Source organism: Aeromonas molluscorum 848, assembly GCF_000388115.1.
Classification (GTDB): Bacteria; Pseudomonadota; Gammaproteobacteria; order Enterobacterales; family Aeromonadaceae; genus Aeromonas; species Aeromonas molluscorum.
The window spans coordinates 17,553-40,999 of the sequence record NZ_AQGQ01000014.1 but is presented as its reverse complement, the minus strand read 5'-3'; the positions used below and the strand labels follow the sequence as shown (position 1 = coordinate 40,999).

20 protein-coding genes are annotated in these 23,447 nt (G+C 59.6%); 13 read left to right on the top strand and 7 right to left on the bottom strand.

Annotated elements, in window-relative coordinates; genetic code table 11:
* Positions 1–1,129, top strand: a 1,129-nt coding sequence (locus tag G113_RS04170; RefSeq protein ID WP_005893879.1) for a translocation/assembly module TamB domain-containing protein, incomplete at its 5' end; no start/stop codon positions are given.
* Positions 1,130–1,420: 291 nt separating this feature from the next.
* A complete protein-coding gene (locus G113_RS04165; RefSeq protein ID WP_040318895.1) occupies positions 1,421–1,933 on the top strand; it encodes a VC2046/SO_2500 family protein in 513 nt (170 codons plus the stop codon).
* Between the two features lie 113 nt (positions 1,934–2,046).
* Here the strand turns inward: G113_RS04165 and hpf are convergent, their stop codons facing one another.
* Entirely contained in the window at positions 2,047–2,397 is a 351-nt protein-coding gene (gene hpf, locus G113_RS04160; protein ID WP_005893875.1) for a ribosome hibernation-promoting factor, HPF/YfiA family, read from the bottom strand.
* 351 nt (positions 2,398–2,748) lie between these two features.
* On the opposite strand from hpf, the gene G113_RS04150 reads away from it, so the two are divergent.
* From G113_RS04150 to yciA, 5 genes are all read left to right on the top strand, one after another.
* Positions 2,749–5,259: a putative bifunctional diguanylate cyclase/phosphodiesterase gene (locus tag G113_RS04150; protein ID WP_005893873.1), complete on the top strand. Its 2,511-nt coding sequence runs from the start codon at positions 2,749–2,751 to the stop codon at positions 5,257–5,259.
* Between the two features lie 74 nt (positions 5,260–5,333).
* Positions 5,334–7,229 carry a transglycosylase SLT domain-containing protein gene (locus tag G113_RS04145; RefSeq protein WP_005893872.1) on the top strand — a complete coding sequence of 632 codons (1,896 nt, stop codon included), beginning with the start codon at positions 5,334–5,336 and terminating at the stop codon, positions 7,227–7,229.
* Positions 7,230–7,400: 171 nt separating this feature from the next.
* Positions 7,401–8,408 (top strand): LacI family DNA-binding transcriptional regulator, encoded by a 1,008-nt coding sequence (locus G113_RS04140; RefSeq protein ID WP_040318894.1) that lies wholly within the window; start codon positions 7,401–7,403, stop codon positions 8,406–8,408.
* A gap of 361 nt (positions 8,409–8,769) precedes the next feature.
* A complete protein-coding gene (locus G113_RS04135; RefSeq protein ID WP_040318893.1) occupies positions 8,770–9,570 on the top strand; it encodes an NAD-dependent epimerase/dehydratase family protein in 801 nt (266 codons plus the stop codon).
* Between the two features lie 179 nt (positions 9,571–9,749).
* A complete protein-coding gene (gene yciA / locus G113_RS04130) occupies positions 9,750–10,163 on the top strand; it encodes an acyl-CoA thioester hydrolase YciA (RefSeq protein WP_005893867.1) in 414 nt (137 codons plus the stop codon).
* 6 nt (positions 10,164–10,169) lie between these two features.
* On the opposite strand, the gene G113_RS22040 is transcribed toward yciA, so the two are convergent.
* Positions 10,170–10,394 carry a hypothetical protein gene (locus G113_RS22040; protein ID WP_005893866.1) on the bottom strand — a complete coding sequence of 75 codons (225 nt, stop codon included), beginning with the start codon at positions 10,392–10,394 and terminating at the stop codon, positions 10,170–10,172.
* A gap of 108 nt (positions 10,395–10,502) precedes the next feature.
* On the opposite strand from G113_RS22040, the gene G113_RS04120 reads away from it, so the two are divergent.
* On the top strand, positions 10,503–11,348 hold the full coding sequence (locus G113_RS04120) for an endonuclease/exonuclease/phosphatase family protein (protein WP_005893865.1): 846 nt from the start codon (positions 10,503–10,505) through the stop codon (positions 11,346–11,348).
* Between the two features lie 240 nt (positions 11,349–11,588).
* Here G113_RS04120 and G113_RS04115 read toward each other — a convergent pair whose 3' ends face one another.
* Both G113_RS04115 and gloB read right to left on the bottom strand, forming a co-directional pair.
* Complete coding sequence (locus G113_RS04115; protein ID WP_040318892.1) at positions 11,589–13,148, bottom strand: lytic transglycosylase; 1,560 nt, start codon at positions 13,146–13,148, stop codon at positions 11,589–11,591.
* A 71-nt stretch (positions 13,149–13,219) separates the two neighbouring features.
* Entirely contained in the window at positions 13,220–13,984 is a 765-nt protein-coding gene (gloB, locus tag G113_RS04110; RefSeq protein WP_005893861.1) for a hydroxyacylglutathione hydrolase, read from the bottom strand.
* 89 nt (positions 13,985–14,073) lie between these two features.
* Between gloB and G113_RS04105 the strand changes: the two genes are divergently transcribed.
* Positions 14,074–14,796 (top strand): class I SAM-dependent methyltransferase, encoded by a 723-nt coding sequence (locus G113_RS04105; protein ID WP_005893860.1) that lies wholly within the window; start codon positions 14,074–14,076, stop codon positions 14,794–14,796.
* A gap of 49 nt (positions 14,797–14,845) precedes the next feature.
* Here the strand turns inward: G113_RS04105 and rnhA are convergent, their stop codons facing one another.
* On the bottom strand, positions 14,846–15,310 hold the full coding sequence (gene rnhA / locus G113_RS04100) for a ribonuclease HI (RefSeq protein ID WP_005893859.1): 465 nt from the start codon (positions 15,308–15,310) through the stop codon (positions 14,846–14,848).
* Between the two features lie 52 nt (positions 15,311–15,362).
* Here rnhA and dnaQ point away from each other — a divergent pair, with 52 nt between their 5' ends.
* Together dnaQ and G113_RS04090 are read left to right on the top strand one after the other, a co-directional pair.
* Complete coding sequence (gene dnaQ, locus G113_RS04095) at positions 15,363–16,094, top strand: DNA polymerase III subunit epsilon (protein WP_005893858.1); 732 nt, start codon at positions 15,363–15,365, stop codon at positions 16,092–16,094.
* The gene (locus tag G113_RS04090; protein ID WP_005893856.1) at positions 16,091–17,395 is read left to right on the top strand and encodes a TIGR03503 family protein; all 1,305 of its coding nucleotides are present in this window, start codon (positions 16,091–16,093) and stop codon (positions 17,393–17,395) included. Before dnaQ ends, G113_RS04090 begins: the two co-directional genes overlap by 4 nt.
* 117 nt (positions 17,396–17,512) lie before the next feature.
* Here G113_RS04090 and G113_RS04085 read toward each other — a convergent pair whose 3' ends face one another.
* Together G113_RS04085 and fadE are read right to left on the bottom strand one after the other, a co-directional pair.
* On the bottom strand, positions 17,513–19,030 hold the full coding sequence (locus G113_RS04085) for an HD domain-containing phosphohydrolase (RefSeq protein WP_005893854.1): 1,518 nt from the start codon (positions 19,028–19,030) through the stop codon (positions 17,513–17,515).
* Between the two features lie 222 nt (positions 19,031–19,252).
* Positions 19,253–21,709 (bottom strand): acyl-CoA dehydrogenase FadE, encoded by a 2,457-nt coding sequence (fadE, locus tag G113_RS04080; RefSeq protein WP_005893853.1) that lies wholly within the window; start codon positions 21,707–21,709, stop codon positions 19,253–19,255.
* A gap of 235 nt (positions 21,710–21,944) precedes the next feature.
* Here fadE and lpcA point away from each other — a divergent pair, with 235 nt between their 5' ends.
* Positions 21,945–22,523, top strand: a complete 579-nt coding sequence (gene lpcA, locus G113_RS04075) for a D-sedoheptulose 7-phosphate isomerase (RefSeq protein WP_005893852.1) — start codon at positions 21,945–21,947, stop codon at positions 22,521–22,523.
* 61 nt (positions 22,524–22,584) lie between these two features.
* Entirely contained in the window at positions 22,585–23,376 is a 792-nt protein-coding gene (locus tag G113_RS04070) for a class II glutamine amidotransferase (protein WP_005893851.1), read from the top strand.
* Positions 23,377–23,447 lie beyond the last annotated feature (71 nt).

Below are 23,447 nucleotides of genomic sequence, written 5' to 3'. Positions count from 1 at the left end.
GTTTGGCCAGCTCAATCTGGTCGAGGGCGAGGTGCAGACCCACACCGACATGGTGACCCTCAAGCAGCTCAAGACCCGCCTCAAGATCGAGGGCAACCGGGCAGAGCTGGACGGCAGCATGCTGGTGGGCAAGGGGCCGCTTGCCCTGGGGGGCTGGATAAGCTGGGCCAAGAATCCCGTCGAGGGCAGCCTGACCATACAGGGCAAGGATCTGGAAGCGCAGTACCCCGGCATGGGCCGGGTGCGTGTCTCGCCGGATCTTGCCATCTCCCTGGGTGACAAGACGCAAGTGACCGGCAAGATAGTGATCCCCTGGGCGCGGATCCTGGTCAAGAACCTGCCGGAGAGCGCAGTGGCGCGCTCCGACGATGTCACCATCATCTATGACGAGCTGGCGCCGCCGGTAGAGCAGACGACGCTGCCCCTGGAGATGAATGTGGCGGTGGTGCTGGGCGATGACATCCGCCTTGAGGCCATGGGGCTCAAGACCAGGGTGACCGGTGGCATCAACCTCAACCAGGAGCCGGAAAAGCCCCTGTCCGGCACGGGGCAGCTGGAGCTCAAAGATGGTCGCTTCAAGGCCTATGGTCAGAACCTGATCATCAAGGAGGGGCGCATCATCTTCTCCGGCCCGCTGGACAAGCCTTACCTCAATATCGAGACCTACCGGGATCCTGACACCATAGAGAACAATGTGACCGTCGGTGTCCGGGTAACGGGGCCGGCCAGCAAGCCAAAGATCACCGTCTATTCGGAGCCGCAGATGGCCCAGTCCGAGCAGCTCTCCTACCTGCTGCGCGGAAAGGGCCTGCAGACCGGAGGGGAAGATGGCGGTTTCAACGGCCTGCTGGTGGCCGGAGCGGTCGGACAGGTTGGCGGCGTCGTGTCCGATATCGGCGAGTCGCTGGGCATGAGCGATGTCTCCCTGGATACCGAGGGGAGTGGGGATGATACCCAGGTGACCCTATCTGCCTATCTGTTGCCGGGTCTGCAGTTCCAGTACGGGGTGGGGGTGTTCAGTCCCATCGCCGAGTTCAAGCTGCGCTATGAGGTGTTGCCGAGGCTCTATCTGCAGGCCATGAGCGGGGTGGCGCAGGCGGTGGACATCTTCTACCGCTTTACCCTCTAGCGGGAATGGCAATGAACAAGAGGGGGGCTCAGGCTCCCCTCCTGCTTTCAAGGTGCAGCCGATTCCGGCATCGATTGGCACAAGACTGGCTCTGTTGAGGATGATGAGTGAGTCGGCGTGCAACCGTCGACGTCCCGGGCTTATGACGCCTGTTGGGAGCAAATATTTGGTTCGGGACATGGCCGCGCTATGTCGCGACGCTTCTGCCCATGAGCGCTATGGGAGCAACCTGCCCTAAACGTTAGCCCGATGCTGCCGATAACAGGGAACCTCTCCCAGACCAGACTCGTCATGCTACCCAATACCATCCGTGAACGCCTGCTGGTCGATGAAGGTCAGCTGGGCCAGCGCCTCAATCAGGATCTGTTGCGGGGCGATCGCGCCGATTTTCGCCTGCACCTGGCCCTGCTCACCGAGGCGGTGGAAGAGCAGCCCTGGTTTGATGAGGCTCTCTCTTCCCCCGAGGCGAAGATTGATTGGCGCGCGCGGTTCGGACTGGCTCCGGTGACTCCCTTGCAGGCCGACGAGGTGGCCGACAGCTCGCACCTGACCGAGCGGCTGCAGCAGGGGGGCAGCATGGTGGACGCCAGACTCTGGTTGGCGCTCAATCCTCCCCCTCTGGTGGGGCGGCAAGCTGTGCTGGATCAAGGGGTGCTTGATAACTTGAGCGCCCTGGGCCGGGCACGAGCAGCGGCGCATTGGCAGTTGGCCAACAAGGGGCGCGAGAGCCATCCCCTGGTTATGTTGCCGCTGCTGGACAGGCTGGCTCAAGGAGTGGATGCCAGGCTGCACTGGCGAAGTTGACTTGGCTGAATGAGCCCCAAAAATTGGCGACTCCGCACTCTGGCCCAGAAAAGATGGCCATAGAAAAAGGCGGCTAAGCCGCCTTTTTCTCTCCAACTGATTATTTTTTCACATTAAGCATCAACTTCCGCGTCGGATTCTTCCGGTTGGGCTTGCTCCTTGAGGGGAGACTGGCCACGGCGCGCCAGGGGCTTTTCGGTATGACGATTGAGCTGACGCTCCAGCTTCTGTCCCAGGTCGTTGATAGCAGCGTAGAGATCCTCGTGTTCTGCCTGGGCAAAGAGTTTGCCGTTGGGAATACCGGCGGTGGCTTCAATGTTGAACATCAGTCGTTCTTTGGAGACGATCACATGGGGTGTGATAAGCGGCACCTGAAGACGCTCGAGCTTATTGAAGCGAGATTCAATACGCTCGCGAATTGCCGGGGTGATCTCGATGATTTTACTGGTGATTTCAATTTTCATATTGGCCCCCTTCGGGTCGTCTTGCTTGTGTCTTCATCTTCAGAATACCCATGGAGTGAGCAGATAATGTGACCTGAGTCACATTATCTGCTCTTTGTTATTCATCAAATTGTAAATTGTGATCTTTTCGGCTTCTGGGCCAAAAAGCACTTGAGCTGCATGAAATGGGCAGGCAGTATGGGGAAATTGGATCCTATCTGTCCCTTCCCGGCAGCACAGTCTGCCGACTTTAAATCAGGTTTCACCCGAACAGTCCCCCCCCATTTTTCCTTTCCCACTATATTCGGGGAGGCGAGGGCGATCTCGGTATCCTGCGCATTCTGGGGCAGAGACAATAAGTTGGAGTCGTACATGAAGCAGCAGGCCACTCAGATGATGTGGTTTTATAATCCGGGGCAGAGCCAGTGGCGGGTCTCGGATCATGCCTCTAACCAGCTTTGGCAAGGGGAGGGCGCTCACCCCTGGAGCGATAACCTGGATCCTGCCGACGAGGTCGGCTTTGCCGAGTTCCTTTCCCGTCTGCAGCAAGGGGACAAGCCTGGCCAATTTATTGGTCACCTGCAGGGGGAGGATGGTCAGGCTCATCATTTCCTCTGGTGCGGCCAATATCTCCCCGAGCAGGCACTCTGTTGTGGCTGGGTCAGTCCGATAGAGGTCAACGATCTCTCCTTCCTGCCAGCCCAGGCCAATGACCGACGCTCTCCGTTGCGGGTGCAAGATCCCCTGCTGGCGCAATTGGCACAGGCGCTCTCCGCCAAGACAGGCCTGGAGTTCTTCAATACCCTGGTCGATGAACTGGCCCTTATCCTCAATGCCGATACGGTCTGGTTGGCCGAGCGAGGGGATGCGGCGTCACTGCGGGTCCTGGCTAGCCATGGGGTCGATCTGGATCACTACCTGCTGGCGGGCATGCCCTGCCAGACCCTGTATGAGAAAGGCCAAGCCTGCACTTTGGTGCTGGAAGCTCCAGTCTCGGGTCACCCCTGGCTTGCCCCGGGGCTCACCTATCATGGGCATCCCCTGTGTGATCGCCATGGCCAGACCTTGGGTCATCTGGCGCTGCTTTTCTCCGGTTCAGTGGCTTTGCCGGATTTGGCCGCCGTCCTCACCATTTTCTCGGTGCGTATGGTGGCCGAGTTGGAACGGCTGCAGAGTGAAGCCCAACTGCGGCTCTCTGCCGTGGCATTCGAGACCCATGAAGGCATCATCATCACGGATCCCGATTACAAGGTATTGCGGGTTAACCATGCTTTCAGCCAGATCACCGGTTTCTCCAGCCAGGCGGTGCTTGGCAAGCGGCTGAGCAGCGATCTCTGGCCCAGTGAGGGTGGCCTGGGTTATGAGCTCGACCACTTGAGCCGCTGGCAGGGGGAGACGATGCGTCGCCACGCCCGTGGTCACAGCTATCCCCAGTGGGAAATCGTGACCCCAGTGCAGGATGACAAGGGGCGGATCAGTCACTTCGTCATCTGCTTCGAGGATATTTCCGAGCGCAAGGCCGCCGAGCGACGCATTCAGGATCTCGCCTATTACGACGAGCTGACCGGCCTGCCAAACCGGCGCCAGCTGCACGAAACCCTGGCGCAGACCTTCATGGCGGCGAGCCGGGATCATCTGGTCGGCGCCCTGCTGTTTATCGATCTCGATCACTTCAAGACCATCAATGACTCCCTCGGGCATGCTGCCGGTGACTGGCTGCTCAAGGAGGTGGCCGCTCGCCTCAAGCGGTTGGTACGCCAGGGGGATTGTCTGGCCCGCCTCGGTGGCGATGAGTTCGTGCTGCTGTTGCCCTCTCTCTCCAGCAGTCCGCCCCAGGCGGAGATGCAGGCCGACTTGATTGCCGAACGCTTGATTGGCGAGATAGCGGCGCCCTATCGTCAGGGTGGGCAGGTGCTGCACATAGGCGCCAGCGTGGGCATCACCCTGTTTCCGGGGCGTGACCAGGGGGTGGACGATCTGCTCAAGCAGGCTGACACCGCCATGTATCAGGCGAAATCGGCCGGCCGAAAGACCCGCCGCTTCTTCGACGCCGCCATGCAGCATCAGGCGGACCGGCGCCTGCTCATCCACAACGAGCTGCGCAGCGCCCTGACCGGGGGAGAGCTGATGTTGCACTACCAGCCCCAGCATCTGGTGGAAGGGGGGGATCTTATCGGGGTCGAGGCTCTGATCCGCTGGCAACCGCCAGGACGGGCGCTGGTCTCTCCGGCCGAATTCATTCCCATCGCCGAGGAGACGGATCTCATCGTCGACATCGGCAACTGGGTGCTTCATGAGGCGTGCAGCCAGTATGTGAGCTGGGAGGAGAATGGGATCCATATTCCCCAGTTGTCGGTCAATGTCAGCGCCAAGCAGTTTCATGCCCATGATTTTGTCGAGTGCATCCATGATGTGCTGGCGCAGACGGGCATGGATCCGGCCTGCCTGAACCTGGAGATCACCGAGTCCGTGGTGCTGGGCCATGCGGAGGACACCATCAGCAAGATGACCGAGCTCAAGCAACTGGGCATCAGCTTCGCCATTGACGACTTTGGCGCCGGTTACTCTTCCCTGAGCTATCTCAAGCGCTTGCCTGCCGACGAGCTGAAGATAGACAGATCCTTTATCCAGGATATTCCCCGGGATGGTGACAATATGGCCATCGTCGAGGCGGTGATCGCCATGGCCCGTCACATGGGGTTCAACGTGACGGCGGAAGGGGTGGAGTCGCGCCAGCAGCTGGAATTCCTGCGGGCCCAGGGCTGCCACTTCTATCAGGGATATCTGGCTTCCAAGCCTCTGCCCGTGCCTTATCTGGAACGCTACGTCAAACGGATGGCGGGCAAGTTCGAGACGAGAAATTCCATCGCGGCAGAGCTGTAGCGCGGGCCGTTTACGGGTAGAATGGGGAGACAGAACAGGGCGCCATTGGGCGCCCGATTTTAGGGAGAAGTCGAGTGAAAGCCGTCTGGGGAATCATCTTATCCGCCCTCCTGGTGCCGGGGGCCATGGCGCAGACCATGGATCAGTTGCGCTATCGCCAGGCCTATGATGCGGTGCGTGCCAACGACATGGCTCGCTTCCAGATGCTCAGAAGTCAGCTCAGCCACTATCCGCTGTTGCCTTATCTGGACTATTACCGACTCGCGTTTCGTCCGGGCGGCGCCGAGTATGGCGAGGTCACTCGCTTCATCAGGGATCACGCCGATACCCCCCAGTCCAATCGCCTGGAACGCAGCTATCTCGTTCATCTGGCCCAAAGCAATCAGTGGTCCCAGTTCCTGCGGCTCTATCCCGATGTCCCCAATTCCACCGAGCTGCGCTGCATGCACTACGAGGCGCGCTACCATGCCGGCCATCGCGAGGAGGGGCTGCGCGAGGCGGGCAAGCTCTGGCTGAGCGGTGAGTCACGCCCGGATGCCTGCGACTCTCTGTTTACCCTCTGGCAAGGTGCCGGGCTGCGGACCCAGGAGGTTATCTGGTCGCGAATGATGCTCGCCTTCGAAGGGGGCAACAGCAACCTGGTGAATCATTTGACCAATCAGCTCGGCACCGGACTCAAGGGCAGTGGCGCCCTGATGGCCAGCTTGTTGAGCCAACCCGCCAAGGTGATGAACCCCGTCTATTTCAGCCAGGAGCGCCACTCGCGCCAACTGTTGCTGCAGGGGCTGGTGCGTTATGCCAACAGCGAGCCAGATCGGGTGCTGGGGGCATTGGCCAGCTATCGCAGCCGTTTCGCGCTGAGTGCCCAGGAACTCAAGCCGGTTGAGTACGCCATCGCCCGGCGTTACCTGCTGGATAGATCCCCGGCCCAGCGGGTGTGGGTCGACAGCCAGGTGCGGGCTCAGCCCGAGCTGGTGGAGCTGCGGGCTCGGCTTGCCGTCTGGGAGGAGGATTGGCGCGGTCTGTCCGCCTGGATAAAGCAGATGCCGCCTGCGCGCCAGAAAGAGGACCGTTGGCGCTATTGGTTGGCGCGGTCCCTGGAAGTGCAGGGCCAACAGAAGCCAGCCAAAGCGCTCTATATTGAGACCGCCGGCCAGCGGGGCTTCTATGGCTTTATGGCCGCTCAGCGCAGCGGGGTGCCCTATCGCCTCAAGAATGAGCCGCAGGTCAGGGCCCCGGATTGGCGCAGTGCCGCAACCCGCTGGCCCTTCCTGGCCCGGGTCAAGGAGCTGCTCGCCATGAACGAAATTGCCGCGGCTCGCTCGGAGTGGATCCACAACATGGATCGCAACTCGGTGGCCCAGCGCATCGAATTTGGCCATGTCGCCCTCAATCAGGGCTGGCATGAGCTGGCTATTCTGGCCAGCATTCGCGCCGAGGCCTGGGATGCCCTGGACTTGCGCTTCCCGCTGCCTCTGCAACGCACCTTCTCCCAGATGGCCCGTGAGCGGGTTATGGATACCAGCCTGCTCTATGCTATCTCCCGTCAGGAGAGTGCCCTCTATCCGCTGGCGCAGTCACCCGTGGGCGCGCGGGGTCTGATGCAATTGATGCCGGCCACCGCCAAGGAGACCGCCGGCAAGCTGGGAGTACCTTACCGGGATCCTCAGCAGCTGTTTGATCCCATGATGAACATTCGCCTCGGCAGTGCCTATCTCAAACGACTGCTGGATGTGTATGACGGTAACCGCATTCTGGCTGCCGCCGCTTATAACGCGGGGCCGGGCCGGGTGAAACGCTGGCGCGATGCGCACACCGACAAGCCGATGGATGTTTGGGTCGAGAGCATCCCTTATCAGGAGACCCGCAACTATGTGCAGAATGTGCTGTCGTTCGACCTCATCTATCAGCACAGGCTCAAGCAACCCTTGCGTTTCATGTCCGAACGAGAACTGCGCCACCAGTACTGACGATGTGCGGCGCGGCCCCGGCTCCCTATCCGCAGTGGATAGGGGTATCATGGGGCAAGGTTCTGTTACAAAAAGAAACCTGCCAGGTGATCGGGCGCCGCGTTCAGGATTGAACGGGTCGCTATAATGGCGAGCCAAGCGCGGCGAACCCCCTAATGAAAGGAATTGAGAGTGGCAACGATTAAAGACGTTTCCCGAATGGCCAATGTCTCCATCTCGACTGTGTCCCGTGTCATCAACAGCACGGCACAGGTCGCTCCGGAGAAGAAGGTGGCGGTGCTGGCGGCCATGAAGGAGCTGAATTTTCGTCCCAACAGCTTTGCCCAGGCGCTGGTCAGTAAACGTTCCAATTGCGTCGGTGTACTGGTAGGGGATTTGTGTGGTGGACCCTTCTTTGCCCAGATGATGCGCGGCATCGAAACCGTGGTCGATCGCGCCGACAAGTTTACTATCGTGATGTCAGGCAACCATGATGAGGTGCGTGAGCGCCATGCCATACAGGCTCTGCTGCAACGTCAGTGCGATGCCCTGATCCTGCACAGCAAGGCACTGCCGGACGAGGAGTTGAGCGAGCTGGCGGCAGGTTCCACTCCCGTGGTCTTCATCAATCGTCAGGTGCCGGGTGCCGAGGATCGCTGCGTCTGGCTGGATAACCAGGCGGGTATTACCACGGCTTGTCAGCATCTGCTCGATGCGGGTCATCACCAGATAGCCTTTGTCACTTCGGATGACGAGGAGTTTGTCGATGGCCAGCAGCGCATGGCCGGTTATACCCATGCCTTGGCGCGGGCCGGGATAGAGGTCAATCCTGCCCTGATAGGTCGCGCCTTTGCCGACGAAAACGGCGGCTATGTGGCCATGACGGCGCTGCTGGCGCGCGGCGTCCCGTTCAGTGCAGTGCTGGGCTTCAATGATGCCATGGTGGCGGGGGCCATCTCCTGCCTGCTCGAGCGTGGCTACAAGATCCCTCAACAGGTCTCAGTGGTGGGGTTCGACGATATTCCCTACGCCCGTTATATCTATCCCAAGCTCACGACGGTGCGCTACCCCATCGAAGCCATGGGGGGACGGGCGGCAGAGCTGGCGCTGCGTCTGCTGGATCATAAGCCGGCGGAGGGGTTGACGCTCAAGTTCGAAGCCGAGCTGGTCGCCCGGGAATCCGTCACCGAAATGGCATGACAAGATGGCCCCAAGCGGGCCATTTTCAAGCCAGAAATTGAAAGCGTTTTCAGAAATCCCTTTCAACTGTGATCTGCTTCATAGCTTTTTGGCTGGGAGAACACTAGCATGAGCCCCACGAATTAGGAGCTCAGGCTCCCGATTTTCCCGCTGTGGGAGATGACTGGTTATCCAGCTGTTTCCTTCGTTACTTTCGACGGTCATCATGGATGGCCGTTTTTTTGGTTTTTTTCCCGCTCGGGTCGCCGAACCTGGCCGCAGGGGCATACCATCCATGGCCATAGGGTTTTCATCAACAGCGGAGGTGAACATGCAAGATGCTGTCCCAGGACAAGCACGATATGAGAGCGCAGTAGACGCTGTGTCCAGCGTCGGAATAGTGGGGGCCGGCTGGCTTGGTCTGCCTCTTGCTCAAGCGCTGATTGACGAGGGGCGGAAGGTGGCGGTGACGGTGACCAGTCAGGAGAAGGTTGATCTTCTGCGGGCCAGCGGACTGGATGCCTGCCTGTTGCATCTCTCGGCGCAGGTGAACGCAGCCTGGCCTCTGGCCGTCGGCAGCCTGATCGTCTGTGTGCCGCCCGGCAAGACGGATGACTACCCAGGCGCCATCATGCAATTGTGCGCCAAGGCCCGGTCAGCCGGGGTGCGCAATATCCTGTTCGTCAGTGCCACCTCGGTGTGGGCGCCGGGACAGCGGGAAGAGGAGCAGGCTGCCCCCCAAACTGAACGGGGGTTGCGCATGCTGGCGGCGGAACAGGCGGTGCTGGCTGCCGGTTTCGAACGTGCCGTTGTGATCCGCCCGGCCGGGCTCTATGGCCCTGGCCGCCACCCTGGCCGATTCTTGGCAGGCAAGACGGTCAGTGGCGGCGCTCAGGCGGTCAATCTGGTTCATCAGCAAGATCTGGTTGCCGCTTGCTGCTTGCTGCTCGTACAAGGGGTGTCAGGCAGTTGCTACACCCTGAGCGCTCCCGGTCATCCCAGCCGCCGCGAATTTTACCGTGTCGCAGCCCGGCGTCTTGGTCTGGTGGCCCCTGATTTCATCGAACCGGCTGGCGATTTTTCGCCTGTGACAGGAGCGCGGATCTGCCGCGAGCTTGGTTTTGATTATCGGGTACCAGATCCCCTGGCCTGGTTGGCGAGCGAGGCGGGCGCGGCATTGTGAGCCGTGCTCAACGGTGACTGGCTTGATGATATCTTGACTGGTGTGAGCCTTGGCCATTGGCATGGCGATGGGGAGATCATCAATTCGTCTGGCGCTGGCAGCCCCGGGATTGGGCATAGCATTTGCCAAGGACGGAGCCTGTCCCTATCATGCCGCCACCCCAATCATAGAGAGTAGTAATGATGGTCGATACGAATACAGCTGCCCAGGCACGTCAGCCCGAAGGGGATCTGCTGCTGCGCACCCTGGCGATGCCGGCAGACACCAACCCCAATGGCGACATCTTCGGCGGCTGGATCATGTCCCAGATGGATATAGGGGGCGGTATCATGGCCAAGGAGCTGGCGAAGGGGCGGATCTGCACCGTCTCGGTAGAAGGCATGACCTTCCACAGCCCGGTCAAAGTGGGTGATGTGGTCTGTTGTTATGGCACTTGTCTACAGGTGGGACGCAGCTCCATGCGGCTTAAGCTGGAGGTCTGGGTCAAGCCGGTATTGCGGGCGAATGATGCCCAGCGCTACTGTGTTACCGAGGGGGTCTTCACCTACGTGGCCATTGACGATCAGGGTAAACCGCGCTCGGTACCTGTGTAGCGGGAGTCAGATAAGCCGGGCGTTGATGATGGATATTTCCTGCTCAAACCCGGTTTTTTGCCGTATCATGCTCTCCAGCATCTCCTCAGACCCCACGCACTGGTTCGTATCGAACACACAGAGATCGCATTGCGGGTCGCGCCTGATCTGGTATCGGGTGGATAACTCAACCTGGTGGCAATTGCCCTGCTGATCGTAAAAGGTCACACGGTATTGTTGCTGTCTGGGCATGGGGATCCTCCACAGTGGCTTGACGTTGAGCGCGAATGTTCAGCCTAGTCTGCTTGGATGATATTTTGTTGAACGAGCACGCAAAGATAGCCAGGTGGTTGTTAGCCAATGAAAAATAGTTATCGCATTCTGGGTACCTCTCTGCTGACCCTGGGCCTGGTCGGCTGCTTCGAGGTGCCGTCCAGGGATCATCTGGTCACGGCGCAAGGCATAGTGCCCAACCTCAGCTGCCATCAGCCGCCGCTGGTGGCCCTGGCTGCCGAAGCCTTGCCTCGGGAATTCGGCATCACCGTCTGGAATCTCTACAAAGGGCAGCGCAAGAACTGGCATGAGGGCATGACTGCGTTTGCCCAGGATCAGGATCTACTGTTGTTGCAGGAGTCGGCGACCAAGCCCGACATGCTGGCCTGGCTGCAGGCCGGTCGTTTCCAATGGCAGCAACTGCAAGCCTTTACCCAAGGCGGCGTCTCATTTGGCGTGATGACGGTGGCCAAGACTCACCAGGCATTCGTCTGCGGCGTCCGTTCCCCCGAGCCACTGCTGCGCATTCCCAAATCGGGTCTGGTGAGCCTGTACCCCTTACAGGGCGATCCTGACGGTGTGCTGGTGGTGAACCTGCATGCGGTGAACTTCGAACTTGGCATGGCCACCTTCCGCGAGCAGCTCAACGACCTGACCGCCCTGATCCATCGTCATCAGGGACCCGTGATCCTGGGGGGTGACTTCAACACCTGGAGCGAAAAGCGGGAGTATTGGCTTGCCAAGCTGGTAGAAGAGCTGGGCTTGCAAGAAGCGATCCCTTCGCCGGACTTGCGTCGCCGCGCCTTTGGCCGCCCGCTGGATCACCTTTACTTCCGGGATCTGGATCTGGTTGAAGTGAAGAGCCCGGCGACCGACGCTTCTGATCACAATCCCATCATGGCCCGCTTCGCCGCCCAGTCGGTGACCCCTTAAGCCGAGACCTCAAGCTTGACTTGAAGCAATAAAAAACCACCCACAGGGTGGTTTTTTATTGCTCAGGGAGCCAAGACTGTCCTCAGACTGGGTTACAGAACGCGGTGGAGGATGGCCAGGCGCCGCGCGAGGGGACAGGCCTCAGGAAGATGCAGTCATGGCCGGGCCGAAACAATTAACCCGCCAACGGCGGCCAATAAAAAACCACCCGCAGGGTGGTTTTTATTGGCGATACAGCACTTAGCTGTTGTTGTCGACAAACAGGGTCAGCTCCTGACCTGGCTTGAGATAACCACTCTTGTCGAGCTGGTTCCAGCGCATCACGTCCACCACGGCGACCTGGAAGCGGGCGGCAATGGCGGAGAGCGAATCACCGCGACGTACCTGATAGACCATGGACTTGTCACGGCTCTTGGCACTCTTGGGCCAGATCACCAACTGCATACCGGGTTTGAGCGCGGATTTGGCGTTGAGGCCATTCCATTTCGCCAGATCATTATGGGTCACCCCATGAGCGCGGCTGATGTTCCAGAGCGTGTCGCCGGAGCGCACCTTGTAGTGCCGCTTGTTGCCAGAGGCGTTGGCGGCGAGCTGGGTTGGCTTGCTGGCCGCGGTTTTTTGTACCGAGGCGGTAGGCATGGGTTTGCCGCCGGTCGGAATATAGAGGGTCTGACCACGGCGCAGGCTATTGCCGCGCAGGTTGTTGGCGGTCTTGAGCTGATTGACGCTCACCCCGTTTTGCATGGCTATCCGTGACAGCGTGTCACCGGAGCTAACCTGATAGGAGCGCGTAGGCACACGCTCACGCTGCGGCAAGTCTGCCAGGGCCAGCTCCAGGCTGTCGGCATACTCTACCGGCACCAGCAGACGGTAGGAGCCTCTGGGGGAGGTGGTCCAGCGGCTCAGGGCCGGGTTGACCTCTTTCAGATCGGCGGGACGAAGTCCGGCGAGCTGAGCGGCCACATGCAGATCTATCTGCCCTTCGGTTGTGACTACCCGCAGCTTGGGCTCGTTGGCGAGCACCGGCAGGCTGATGTTGTACTTGTCGGGATTGCTGAGCACATCCGCCATGGCCAGGACCTTGGGCACATACATGCGGGTCTCGCGCGGCAAGTCCAATGACCAGTAGTCGGTGGGCAGGCCTCGCTTCTGATTGCGCAGTATGGCGTTGCGTACCCGACCTTCACCGGCGTTATAGGCGGCCAGGGTTTGCAGCCAGTCGCCGTCGAAGAAGCGATTCAGGTATTCGAAGTAGTCGAGGGCGGCATTGGTCGAGGCGATCACGTCGCGGCGACCGTCATACCAGCTGTCATGACGCAGACCGAAATTACGGCCAGTCTGGGGCACGAACTGCCACAGGCCGACCGCATTGCTGCTCGAGCGGGCATGGGGATCGAACATGCTCTCTATCATGGGGATGGTCACCAGCTCCATTGGCAGCCCGCGCCGTTCGATCTCCTCAACGATAAGGTAGAGGTAGGGTTCAGCACGACTGGCAATGGTGGCCAGATGATTGTCACTGCGCAGGATAGTCGCACGTTGTTGACCAATGCGCTGGTTATCCTGGAAATCCAACTGCATGTCATCGCTGATACGGGCCCAGAGGTTATCCGTATCCTGCACCTCGTCTAGCTGATCGTCGCTAAAGAAGGATCCTGAAACATGCTTTTTATGCAGTTTTTTGCTGACTTGTGGGGACTTGATCGGCTCATTTGCCGTTAGCGCCCGGTCATCCTGATGATTCAGGTTTTGGCATCCGCTGAGTAACAGCGTCGCCAATAAGGCCGTTCGTAACTTCATCTCACGCAGGTCATCTTGGTAGAAAATCAGCGCGCATCATAAGCGGCAAACCTGGCCTGATCAAGGTTTGTTCAAAAAGTGTCCTTCCAGCGCCTGAGTACGGCAAAGGTATCTACTGGATTTTCCAAGTATTTCATCCCCTGTTTCTCAGCAGAAAATTTTACGTTCGGCTCGTTGCAGCGCAGAAAAACGTTGAATTCCCGCTCGTCACCCAAGCGGGTTGGCAGACTCGGAAGGCCCTGCTGGCGCAGCTTGCTGATCTGGCCAATGCGTTTTTGCAGGGTCAGGTTGTCAGGCTCGACGGCGAGACAAAAACGCAGATTGGAGAGGGTATATTCATGGGCGCAATAAACCAGGGTGTCATCTGGCAGCGCGGCCAGGCGCATCAGTGAATCATGCATCTGATCTGGGGTGCCTTCGAACATGCGGCCGCATCCACCAGAGAAAAGGGTATCGCCACAAAACAGCATATCGCTGCCATGGTAGGCGATGTGACCCAGGGTGTGGCCGGGCACATGCATGACGGTGAGGGTGAGATCGTGCCAGCCAATCTTGTCTCCCTCATCGAGCCACTGGCCATGTTGATCAGGCAATGGGCTCAGCTTGGGGCCATACAGTCGCGCCTTGGGGTAGCGTTTGAGCAGCGCATCGACCCCGCCGACATGGTCGTGGTGATGATGGGTGATCAGTATGGCATCGAGCTCAAGGCCAAGGTCATCGAGCCTGGCCTGGACGGGCACAGCGTCGCCCGGATCGACAACCAGACAATGATTTTCGTGTCTGATCAACCAGATATAGTTGTCATTAAAAGCGGGTATCGTGATCACTGGATACATGGCATTGGCCTCTTTATGTTCTCTTCATGGAGGGGATCTTATATAACTGGGTGGCGTGTTAACCCATGTTCCGGAGGTTGAGTCCTATTATGCAGCTGGCCCGCACCGAACAACAGCTCGAGATCCCGACCAGTTGGGCCGAGATACCGCTGGGAGATTGGGTCGCCGCAGAGATCCAGGAGCGGCTCGATAGCTGGTGCCCGCAACTCTTTGGCTATCACCTGCTCAAGATAGGCAGTCTGAGCGCCGAGCTCTCCTGCGGCCATTCCAGCATTCGTCATCAGATTGGCATGGCAGGGCAGGGGCGGCTGCTCGATTGCCTGGGGGATCCCCTGGCGCTGCCAGTCAAGGAGGGCAGTGTCGATGCTTGCCTGCTGGCCCACGTGCTCGATTTCAGCAAGGATCCCCATCAGGTGCTTCGTGAGGCTGAACGGGTGCTGACCGATGATGGTTGGCTCATCTTGAGCGGCTACAACCCCTTGAGCCTGGCTGGTCTTGGTCACCTGCTGCCTGGGTTCAGTCACCGACTGCCCTGGTCGGCGCGCATGTTCAGCCCGGCCAGAGTCACCGACTGGCTGCAGCTGCTGGGATTCGAGGTGATGTACGATGACAGATTCGGCTACGCCATGATGGGAGAGCGCAGCCGCATCGGCTGGTGGCGCGAGAGCCTGGGTCGTGATTATCTGCGCCCCTTCGCCTCTGTCTATGTGATAGCGGCACGCAAGCGGCGTTACCCGCTGGTGCCGGTGCGCCGCCCCTGGCAGCTGGCCAAACAGGTGACAGCGCCGGGCATGGCACGCCAGGGCGGGTAGCCGGTAGCTGCAACCCGCAGTGTGCCGCAGGGGATCTCAACAGGAGGTGTCAGGGCTGGTAGCCGACATCTTCGGCCAGCTGTTTACCACTGGCGGCATCCCGGGCCAGCTCATCACAGCGCTCGTTCTCGGGGTGACCCGAGTGACCCTTTACCCAGAGCCATTCAATCTGATGGCGGGCCGCTTCTGCGTCGAGTTGCTTCCACAAGTCCACATTCTTGACCGGTTGACGGCCAGCGGTCATCCAGCCTTTCTTCTTCCAGCCGATGATCCACTGGGTGATGCCCTGGCGAACATACTGGCTGTCGGTGGTGAGCCGCACCTGGCAGGGTTCGCTCAAGGTGCGCAGGCCGACGATGGCGGCCATCAGTTCCATGCGGTTGTTGGTGGTCAGGCGATAGCCCCCAGCCAACTCCTTGCGATGCTGACCGAAGACCATGACTGCGCCGTAGCCGCCCGGGCCCGGATTGCCGAGGCAGGAACCATCCGTATATAAATCAATCTGTTTTAACATGAGCCTTGGGGTAAACTAGCGAGTAAAACCGAAGTTTGACATAGATTGGAACATGAACACAGCCCAAGCCAACCGCCAAATTATTCTGGATACTGAAACCACAGGTATGAACTTTAGTGGGGGTCCGCACTATCTGGGCCACCGCATCATAGAGATCGGCTGCGTGGAGGTGATCAACCGTCGCCTGACCGGTAACCACTATCATGTCTACCTCAAGCCGGATCGGCTGGTGGATCCCGAGGCCATCCGGGTACACGGCATCACAGATGCTTTCCTGGCCGACAAGCCTCCCTTCAGCAAGGTCGCGAATGAGTTTATCGACTTTATTCGTGGCGCCGAACTGATAGCCCACAATGCCCCCTTTGACGTGGGCTTCATGGATTATGAGTTCAGCAAGCTCGGCCTCTCTCTCAAGACCACTGATATCTGCACCGTCACCGATACCCTGGCGATGGCGCGGGACCTCTTTCCGGGCAAGCGCAACAACCTGGATACCCTGTGCGATCGTTACGGCATAGACAACTCCCACCGTACCTTGCACGGCGCCTTGCTCGATGCGGAGATACTGGCGGACGTCTATTTGTTGATGACCGGTGGCCAGACCAAACTCAATCTGGCCGCCGAGGGGGGGGATGATAACAACAAGGACACAGGCATACGCCGCCTGGATGCCAATAGGTCACCGCTCAAGGTGATCCGCGCCAGCGCTGAGGCTGAGGCCGACCATGAAAGCCGGCTGGATCTGGTACAGAAGAAGGGAGGTAGTTGCCTGTGGCGTCAATGAAATCTGGGGTTGGGCAGGGGAGTGGCTTGGGTCACCGGAGACGGGTATCTCTCTGGCTGCTGGGAGGCTTGCTGCTTGGCACAATGCAGGCCACGGCACAGGCCAATGAGGTATTCGGTCCCTCTGATGTACCGCTGCTCGACAACAGATTTCGCATTGACTACGGCATAAAGGAAGTCTCCTTTATCATCAAGCGCCAGCCCGGCAGCCCCTCGGTGATCCTGGTGCGCCCCGATGGCAGCAAGCTGTACGCAGGCCGGGTGCAGGCTCCCGAGGTGGGGTGGCTCGCCCTGGGGGATCAGGATGTGATCACCGTACGCCATCCGATGGCGGGCCCCTGGCAGGCGATTGGGGCAGTCGATCCTAGCAACCGAGTCCGGCTGCTCAGCGATGTGACGCTGGATATGCAGCCCTTGCCCCAGCGTCTCTATCAGGGGGAATACCTCAAGCTGGGGGCGCGCCTGCTCATCGATGGCAACATCCCGGATCGCAGCTATTACCTGACCGACTTGGGGATGACCGCCCGCCTGCAAGCCTTCAGCACCCCGGAACAGCAGGGGGAGCCCGTGTTTGAGAAGCAACTCGGTCATTATCTGGACGATGGCAAGGGGCTCGATGAGGTGCCAGTCGATGGCATCCTCACCGCCGAGGTGTTGCTGGATGCACCGGCTGGCAAGTATCGGGCCTTGCTCAGCACAGGCAATCAGGTGTTCGTGCGGGCCCGTGGGCAGGAGGTATTGCTCTACCCGTTACCGGTGAATTATCAACTGCGCAGCACAGGGGAACAGCAAGGGCCCGAGCTGGTGCTGCAGATCGATGAGGATGAGCTGGATCCGGCCACGGTCGCCATCAAGGGCGAGACCACCAGCAATACCGGCGCGCACACCGGCTTCAGTGCCCAGGGCGGTAAGGGTGAGCTCAAGGTGGATCTCGCCAAGTTGACTCAGGTCGGCAAGTATCGGATCAGCGCCGAGCTGTTTGCCACCAGCCGCAGTGGCCGGGAGCTGCGTATCGCCCTGCCGGACAAGTCATTTGACATCTATCCGGTGCTGGCGCCTGTGGCACTTGCTCCGCCGGCAAGCGAGGCCGTGCCAGCGCCCGCCTTCGAGGAGGAGGAAGGCACCCCTTGGTGGCTCTGGCTGACTATCGGTCTGAGCGTGCTGGCGGTGCTGGGGGCTGGTGCGGGTTTCATGCTGTGGCAAAAACGTCGTGCCTTCAAACGGGCGATGGCTGCCCAGCAGGCGGCAGAGGCAGAGGCCGAGCCCGGCCCGGTGCTGGATCTCAACCTGCCCGAGCAGTGAGGCCCCGAGGCAACAAACAGAACGAACCAGCCGACATAGCACAAGGCCGCCGTCCCCAGGGACGGCGGCCTTGTTGTTTAGACTCTCTGTTGAGCCAGCGTTAAGCCGAGTTGCCGCTCAGCAATCGCCGATGAACTTATCTCGGTAGGCGGCGCGAATGGCGAGAAAGTCATCGAGATTGTCCATCATCAGATCGACCAGCCGGGGATCGAAATGCTGACCGCGCTCCTGGTTGATGAGGGCTATCACTTGCTCCAGCGGCCAGGCCTGCTTGTAGCAGCGATCCGAACCCAGGGCATCGAACACGTCTGCCAGGGCGACGATGCGCCCGACCAGGGGGATGGCTTCCCCAGCGAGCCCTTGGGGGTAACCGCTGCCGTTCCATTTCTCGTGATGGTTGCCGGCTATGGTGGCGCCAATCTGGAACAGGGCCAGCTTGCTGCCGCACAGCATGTCGTGCCCGAGTTGGGCATGGGTCTTCATCACCTCCCACTCTGCCGCATCGAGTTTGCCCGGCTTGTGCAAGATGGCATCCGGGATACCGACCTTGCCGATGTCGTGCAGAGGAGAGGCGCGCTTGATAAGCTCGCTCTGCTGCTCTTCCATGCCAAGGAGCTGGCAGAAGAGCTCGGTATAGAGGGCAACCCGTTTGACGTGCAGGCCGGACTCTTTGGAACGTGATTCAACCAGCTCGCCGATGCGATAGATGATTTCGCGCTCGTTGTCGGCAATCACCTCGTTGAGGCGGATATTTTCCAGCGCCACTATGATGTTTTCGGTAAACAGGCTGAGCAGGCTGGTGTCCATCTGACTCAAGGGACGATGGGCTTCGATGTGAAACAGCAGATGATGGCTGCGGTTCTGGCAGTAGAGCACCATCTCATGGCCGTGGTAGACGTTGGCCGAGCGGGTCATGGCCTCGCGAAAGATAGTTGGCGCATCGTGCAAGCGCATGGGCTCTTTGTCGGACAAGAGCGGGACCAGCATCTGATCTTTCAGCTCATAGGTCGCTTGTCTGACGTTGTAGATCTGCGACTCTTCCAGGCTGAGCAAGGTGCATAGCTGGGTTTGGGCCCCTTCGACGAACTGGCGCAGGGCCAGTTTGTCGAAAATGCCCTTGGAGGCCTGGATGACCTTCTCCAGCCCATGGCGATGATTCTCCAGGGAGCAGATATCACGATAGGAGCGCAAACTGGCGCGCAGCAGGGTACGCAACTTCTGGGAAGTGAGCTCCGTCTTGTCCTTGTAGTCGTTGATATCGTAGTTGTTGACCACGTCATCTTCCGGTGCCTGACCGGGCTGACCGGTGCGAAGCACTATGCGTACCAGCTTGTTATGGCACTCCTCACGGGTGAAACGCACCACCTCCAGACCGGCATCGTCCGTTTCCATCACCACATCCAGCAGCATAAGAGCCACATCAGGATGGATGGTGAGCAGCGTCTTGGCCTCGGCGGCCGAATAGGCATGGAGGAACGCGATGGCCCTGCCATCGAATTCAAACTTGTTCAGGGTGAGTTTGGTGATGCGATGAACCTCCGGCTCATCATCCACTATCATTACCTTCCAGCCTTCCTGCTGCTTATCCTGAAGAGGCAATACCTCGTCATCGATAATCAGGATGTCATCATCCATATCCGGATCCTGTGTTTCACCTGCTGCCTACCTTAACTGCTTCACCGAGGTTAGCAAACTCATTGAAATATAAATAGCGAACTGGATCGGCTTCAAATTGCCGAGGGGGATGATATGACACAAAATTCGCACTTTCCTTGTCATGAGCCATCCCCTTGGCAAGGGGGAGCGGAGAGAAAATAAAAAACGCCTCCGATGGGAGCGTTTTTGGCAACAGCAAGATCAGGCTGCCCTGTGGTAGGCGGATGGCTCGAACAGGGCTTTGTTGGCCACCAGATCGATGGGATCGAAATCATCGACGTTGATGGTGCGCAGTCGGCTGACTTCGGCGCGGCGCAGCAGCTCGGCTTCAGCTTCACTCAGGGTGCCTGCTGCCAGACCCACGTCGGCTACCTTGTCCAGCTGGGTGAAGGGGCGACGGACGCCATCGGCCTTGCACACCTTGTCAAACAGCGGCTCGGCAGCCAGCACGTCGTCCAGCGCCTGTTCCAGCAGGCCGAAGGGGTTACCCTCCTCGCGGGTGAGATACTGGCCTTCAGCCAGCCGACTGCGGGTTGCGCTCGGCGTCTGCAGCAGACGGGCGACCTGCTGGTCCAGCTTGTCGCTTGGACGCTTCAAGTCACGACCGAGCGGTAGCACGATGACGCGCAGGGCCAAGCCAATCCAGCGATTCGGGAAGTTGCGCAGCAACTCGTCAATCGCCTCTTGTGCCTTGAACATCGCATCTTGCAGCGACCAGTGCAGCAGCGGCAGATCGGCATGTTGGCGGCCTTCGTCCTGGAAGCGCTTGAGGGCGCTCGAGGCCAGATAGAGCTGGCTCAACACATCGCCCAGGCGGGCGGAGACCCGCTCCTTGCGCTTGAGCTCACCGCCCAGGGTACCCATCGCCATGTCGGACAGGAAAGCCAGGTTGGCAGAGAGCCTGGTCAGTTGCTGATAGTAGCGGCGGGTGCTGTCCTTGAACGGTGCGCCGGCGATACGGGCCCCCGTGATCCCCAGGCTGAAGCTGCGCACCAGATTGCTGATGGCGAACCCGACATGGCTGAACATCGCCTTGTCAAAATCTTTGAGCGCCTGCTCCTTGTCCGGGTGGCTGGCGGCCAGCATCTCGGGCAACACATAAGGGTGGCAACGAATGGCTCCCTGACCATAGATGATCATGCTGCGGGTCAGGATGTTGGCACCTTCAACCGTGACGGCGATGGGAGCCCCCTGATAGCCACGGGCCAGGTAGTTGTTTGGCCCCATGCAAATCGCCTTGCCGCCGTGGATGTCCATGGCATCGATGACGCATTTCTGGGCGCGGTCGGTGAGGTGATACTTGACGATGGCGGAGATGACCGAGGGCTTCTCGCCCAGGTCGATGCCGGTCACCGTCATCTTGGCGGCGGCGCCCATGATGTAGGCGTTGCCGCCCAGGCGTGCCAGCGGCTCTTCGATGCCTTCCATCTTGCCGATGGGCAGCTTGAACTGGCGGCGAATACGGCTGTAAGCGCCGGTCGCCAGGGCCAGCATCTTGACGCCGCCTGTGCTGTTGGAGGGCAGGGTGATGCCACGGCCGACCGACAGACATTCGACCAGCATGCGCCAGCCCTGACCGGCCATGGCAGGACCACCGATGATGAAGTCCAGCGGCACGAACACCTCTTCGCCGCGGGTTGGCCCGTTCTGGAAGGGCACGTTGAGCGGGAAGTGACGACGGCCTATCTCGACACCTTTGATCTGGGTCGGGATCAGGGCGCACGTAATGCCGAGTTCCTCTTCTTCACCCAGCAGGTGATCCGGATCGCGCAGCTTGAACGCCAATCCAAGCACGGTGGCGATTGGTGCCAAGGTGATGTAGCGCTTGTTCCAGGTCAGGCGCATGCCGAGCACCTCTTCCCCTTCCCATTCACCCTTAGCGACGATGCCAAAATCGGGGATGGAGCCTGCATCCGAACCCGCTTCCGGGCTGGTCAGAGCGAAGCAGGGGATCTCCTTGCCTATGGCCAGGCGGGGCAGGTAGTGGTCCTTCTGCGCCTCGGTGCCATAGTGTTGCAGCAGTTCCCCCGGGCCCAGTGAGTTGGGAACGCCAACGGTGGAGGCGAGCACGGCGCTGGCGCCGCACAGTTTCTGCAATACGCAGGATTGGGCATAGGCGGAGAATTCCAGGCCACCGTATTTCTTCTTGATGATCATGGCGAAGAACTTGTTGTCCTTCAGAAATTGCCACACCTCGGGGGAGAGATCCGCGCGCTCATGAGTCACTTCCCAGTCGTTGACCATGCGGCACACCTCTTCGACCGGACCGTCCATGAAGGCTTGCTCGGCGGCGGAGAGGGTGCTGACCGGGATGGCGTGCAGCTTCTTCCAGTCCGGGTTACCGGCAAAGAGATCCGCTTCCCACCAGGTGGTACCCGCTTCGATGGCTTCTTTCTCGGTACGGGACATCTCCGGCATGATGGACTTGTAGAGTTTGAACAGCGGTTTGGTCAGCTGACTGCGGCGAAAATCAACCAGATTCAGCGGCAGGGCGATCAGCACAAACAGGGCCCAGACCAACAGGGGCACATGGCCAAACAGGGTGCCCAGCACCAGGGCGGCCAAGGTGACCAGGCTAGAGATAAACAGGGGCACCCGGCGATAAGCCAGGGCGCCGATAACCAGGATCACCCCGAGCAGAGTGAGGGTCGTCGTCATTACTTGCTCCTTGCGTGATAGGATGCCAAATTGGCTCAACTCATCCAGAGGTCTGACCTGTTGGATATGGTCCTGTTGTAATTCATATGCACAAAGTTATCAAGTTGTTTACAAGCTTGTTACCGACGTAATGTGAGCACCCTAACGCAATTTGACGTAGCCAGTACCCGCCCGGGGGCGACTCCTTCTCCGGCTTGTGCGAGAATGGCCGCGACGACATTTTGGAAGAGATATCATGTACCAAGACTTGATCCGCAATGAACTGACCGAGGCGGCTGGCGTGCTGCAGGCATTCCTGGCCGATGAGCAGAACCTGAACAACATCGAGGCCGCCGCCCGCTTGCTGGCCGACTCCTTCAAACAAGAGGGCAAGGTGCTCTCCTGCGGCAACGGCGGCTCCCACTGTGATGCCATGCACTTTGCCGAGGAGCTGACCGGCCGTTATCGCGAGAATCGCCCCGGTTATGCCGGTATCGCCATCTCGGACCCCAGCCACCTCTCCTGCGTCTCCAATGACTTTGGCTATGACTATGTCTTCTCCCGCTATGTGGAAGCGGTCGGTCGCCGTGGCGACGTGCTGCTTGGCATCTCCACCAGCGGCAATTCAGGCAACATCCTCAAGGCCATCGAAGCCGCCCATGCCAAGGGCATGAAGGTGATCGCCCTGACCGGCAAGGATGGCGGCAAGATGGCAGGCCTGGCCGATATCGAGATCCGGGTACCCCATTTCGGTTATGCCGATCGCATTCAGGAGATACACATCAAAGTGATCCATATCCTGATCCAGTTGGTCGAAAAAGAGATGGCCAAGTAAGGTCGCAGTGAGATGGACGAACCGCTGGATCTGAATTCGTGCGGGCAGGGGGAGAGTTATCATGTGTGAGCTGCTCGGCATGAGTGCCAATGTACCGACTGACATCTGCTTCAGCTTCACCGGGCTGATGCTGCGCGGTGGCAAGACGGGGCCCCACAAGGATGGCTGGGGCATCACTTTTTATGAAGGAAAGGGGTGTCGTACCTTCAAGGATCCCGAGCCCAGTGCAGAATCGCCCATCGCCAGACTGGTGCAGGCGCTGCCCATCAAGAGCCGCGCCGTGGTCAGCCACATCCGTCAGGCAAACCGGGGCTGTGTCTCGCTCGAGAATACCCACCCCTTCACCCGTGAGTTGTGGGGCCGCAACTGGACTTTCGCTCACAATGGCCAGCTGACCGGTTACAAGAGGCTGGCGACAGGGCGGCACAGGCCCATCGGTGATACCGACAGTGAGCATGCCTTCTGCTGGTTGCTCAGTCGGCTTGAGCAAAAATACCCTCGCCGCCCCGCCAATTTTCCGGCCATGTTCCGCTATCTGGCGAGCCTGTGCGACGAGTTGCGTGCCCTGGGGGTATTCAACATGCTGCTCTCCGATGGCGAGTACGTGATGACCTATTGCAGCAACAATCTGCATTGGCTCACCCGCTGTGCCCCCTTTGGCGAGGCACGTCTGCTCGATGAGGATGTGGCCATCGATTTTCAGCGTGAGACCACCCCAGACGATGTGGTCACCCTGATAGCGACTCGGCCCTTGACCGGTAATGAATCCTGGCAGCAGATGGCACCGGGGGAGCATTGCCTGTTTCGACTCGGCGAGCTGGTGTCCCGCCAGGGTGGCATGATGCCGACCTGAATCGAGGGTGACTCGGTGAAGGTCGCAGGATAAGAGAGAGGGAGGCCCATGGGCCTCCCTCTTGTCTTGAC

Excerpts from the sequence above, each read along its gene's own strand:
- lpcA (WP_005893852.1), top strand. The coding sequence starts at position 21,945 with ATGTACCAAGACTTGATCCGCAATGAACTGACCGAGGCGGCTGGCGTG.
- G113_RS04105 (WP_005893860.1), top strand. The coding sequence starts at position 14,074 with ATGCAGCTGGCCCGCACCGAACAACAGCTCGAGATCCCGACCAGTTGG.
- fadE (WP_005893853.1), bottom strand. The coding sequence starts at position 21,709 with ATGACGACGACCCTCACTCTGCTCGGGGTGATCCTGGTTATCGGCGCC.
- G113_RS04150 (WP_005893873.1), top strand. The coding sequence starts at position 2,749 with ATGAAGCAGCAGGCCACTCAGATGATGTGGTTTTATAATCCGGGGCAG.
- G113_RS04115 (WP_040318892.1), bottom strand. The coding sequence starts at position 13,148 with ATGAAGTTACGAACGGCCTTATTGGCGACGCTGTTACTCAGCGGATGC.
- G113_RS04120 (WP_005893865.1), top strand. The coding sequence starts at position 10,503 with ATGAAAAATAGTTATCGCATTCTGGGTACCTCTCTGCTGACCCTGGGC.
- yciA (WP_005893867.1), top strand. The coding sequence starts at position 9,750 with ATGATGGTCGATACGAATACAGCTGCCCAGGCACGTCAGCCCGAAGGG.
- G113_RS04085 (WP_005893854.1), bottom strand. The coding sequence starts at position 19,030 with ATGGATGATGACATCCTGATTATCGATGACGAGGTATTGCCTCTTCAG.
- G113_RS22040 (WP_005893866.1), bottom strand. The coding sequence starts at position 10,394 with ATGCCCAGACAGCAACAATACCGTGTGACCTTTTACGATCAGCAGGGC.
- G113_RS04165 (WP_040318895.1), top strand. The coding sequence starts at position 1,421 with ATGCTACCCAATACCATCCGTGAACGCCTGCTGGTCGATGAAGGTCAG.
- gloB (WP_005893861.1), bottom strand. The coding sequence starts at position 13,984 with ATGTATCCAGTGATCACGATACCCGCTTTTAATGACAACTATATCTGG.
- G113_RS04090 (WP_005893856.1), top strand. The coding sequence starts at position 16,091 with ATGAAATCTGGGGTTGGGCAGGGGAGTGGCTTGGGTCACCGGAGACGG.
- rnhA (WP_005893859.1), bottom strand. The coding sequence starts at position 15,310 with ATGTTAAAACAGATTGATTTATATACGGATGGTTCCTGCCTCGGCAAT.
- hpf (WP_005893875.1), bottom strand. The coding sequence starts at position 2,397 with ATGAAAATTGAAATCACCAGTAAAATCATCGAGATCACCCCGGCAATT.
- dnaQ (WP_005893858.1), top strand. The coding sequence starts at position 15,363 with ATGAACACAGCCCAAGCCAACCGCCAAATTATTCTGGATACTGAAACC.
- G113_RS04070 (WP_005893851.1), top strand. The coding sequence starts at position 22,585 with ATGTGTGAGCTGCTCGGCATGAGTGCCAATGTACCGACTGACATCTGC.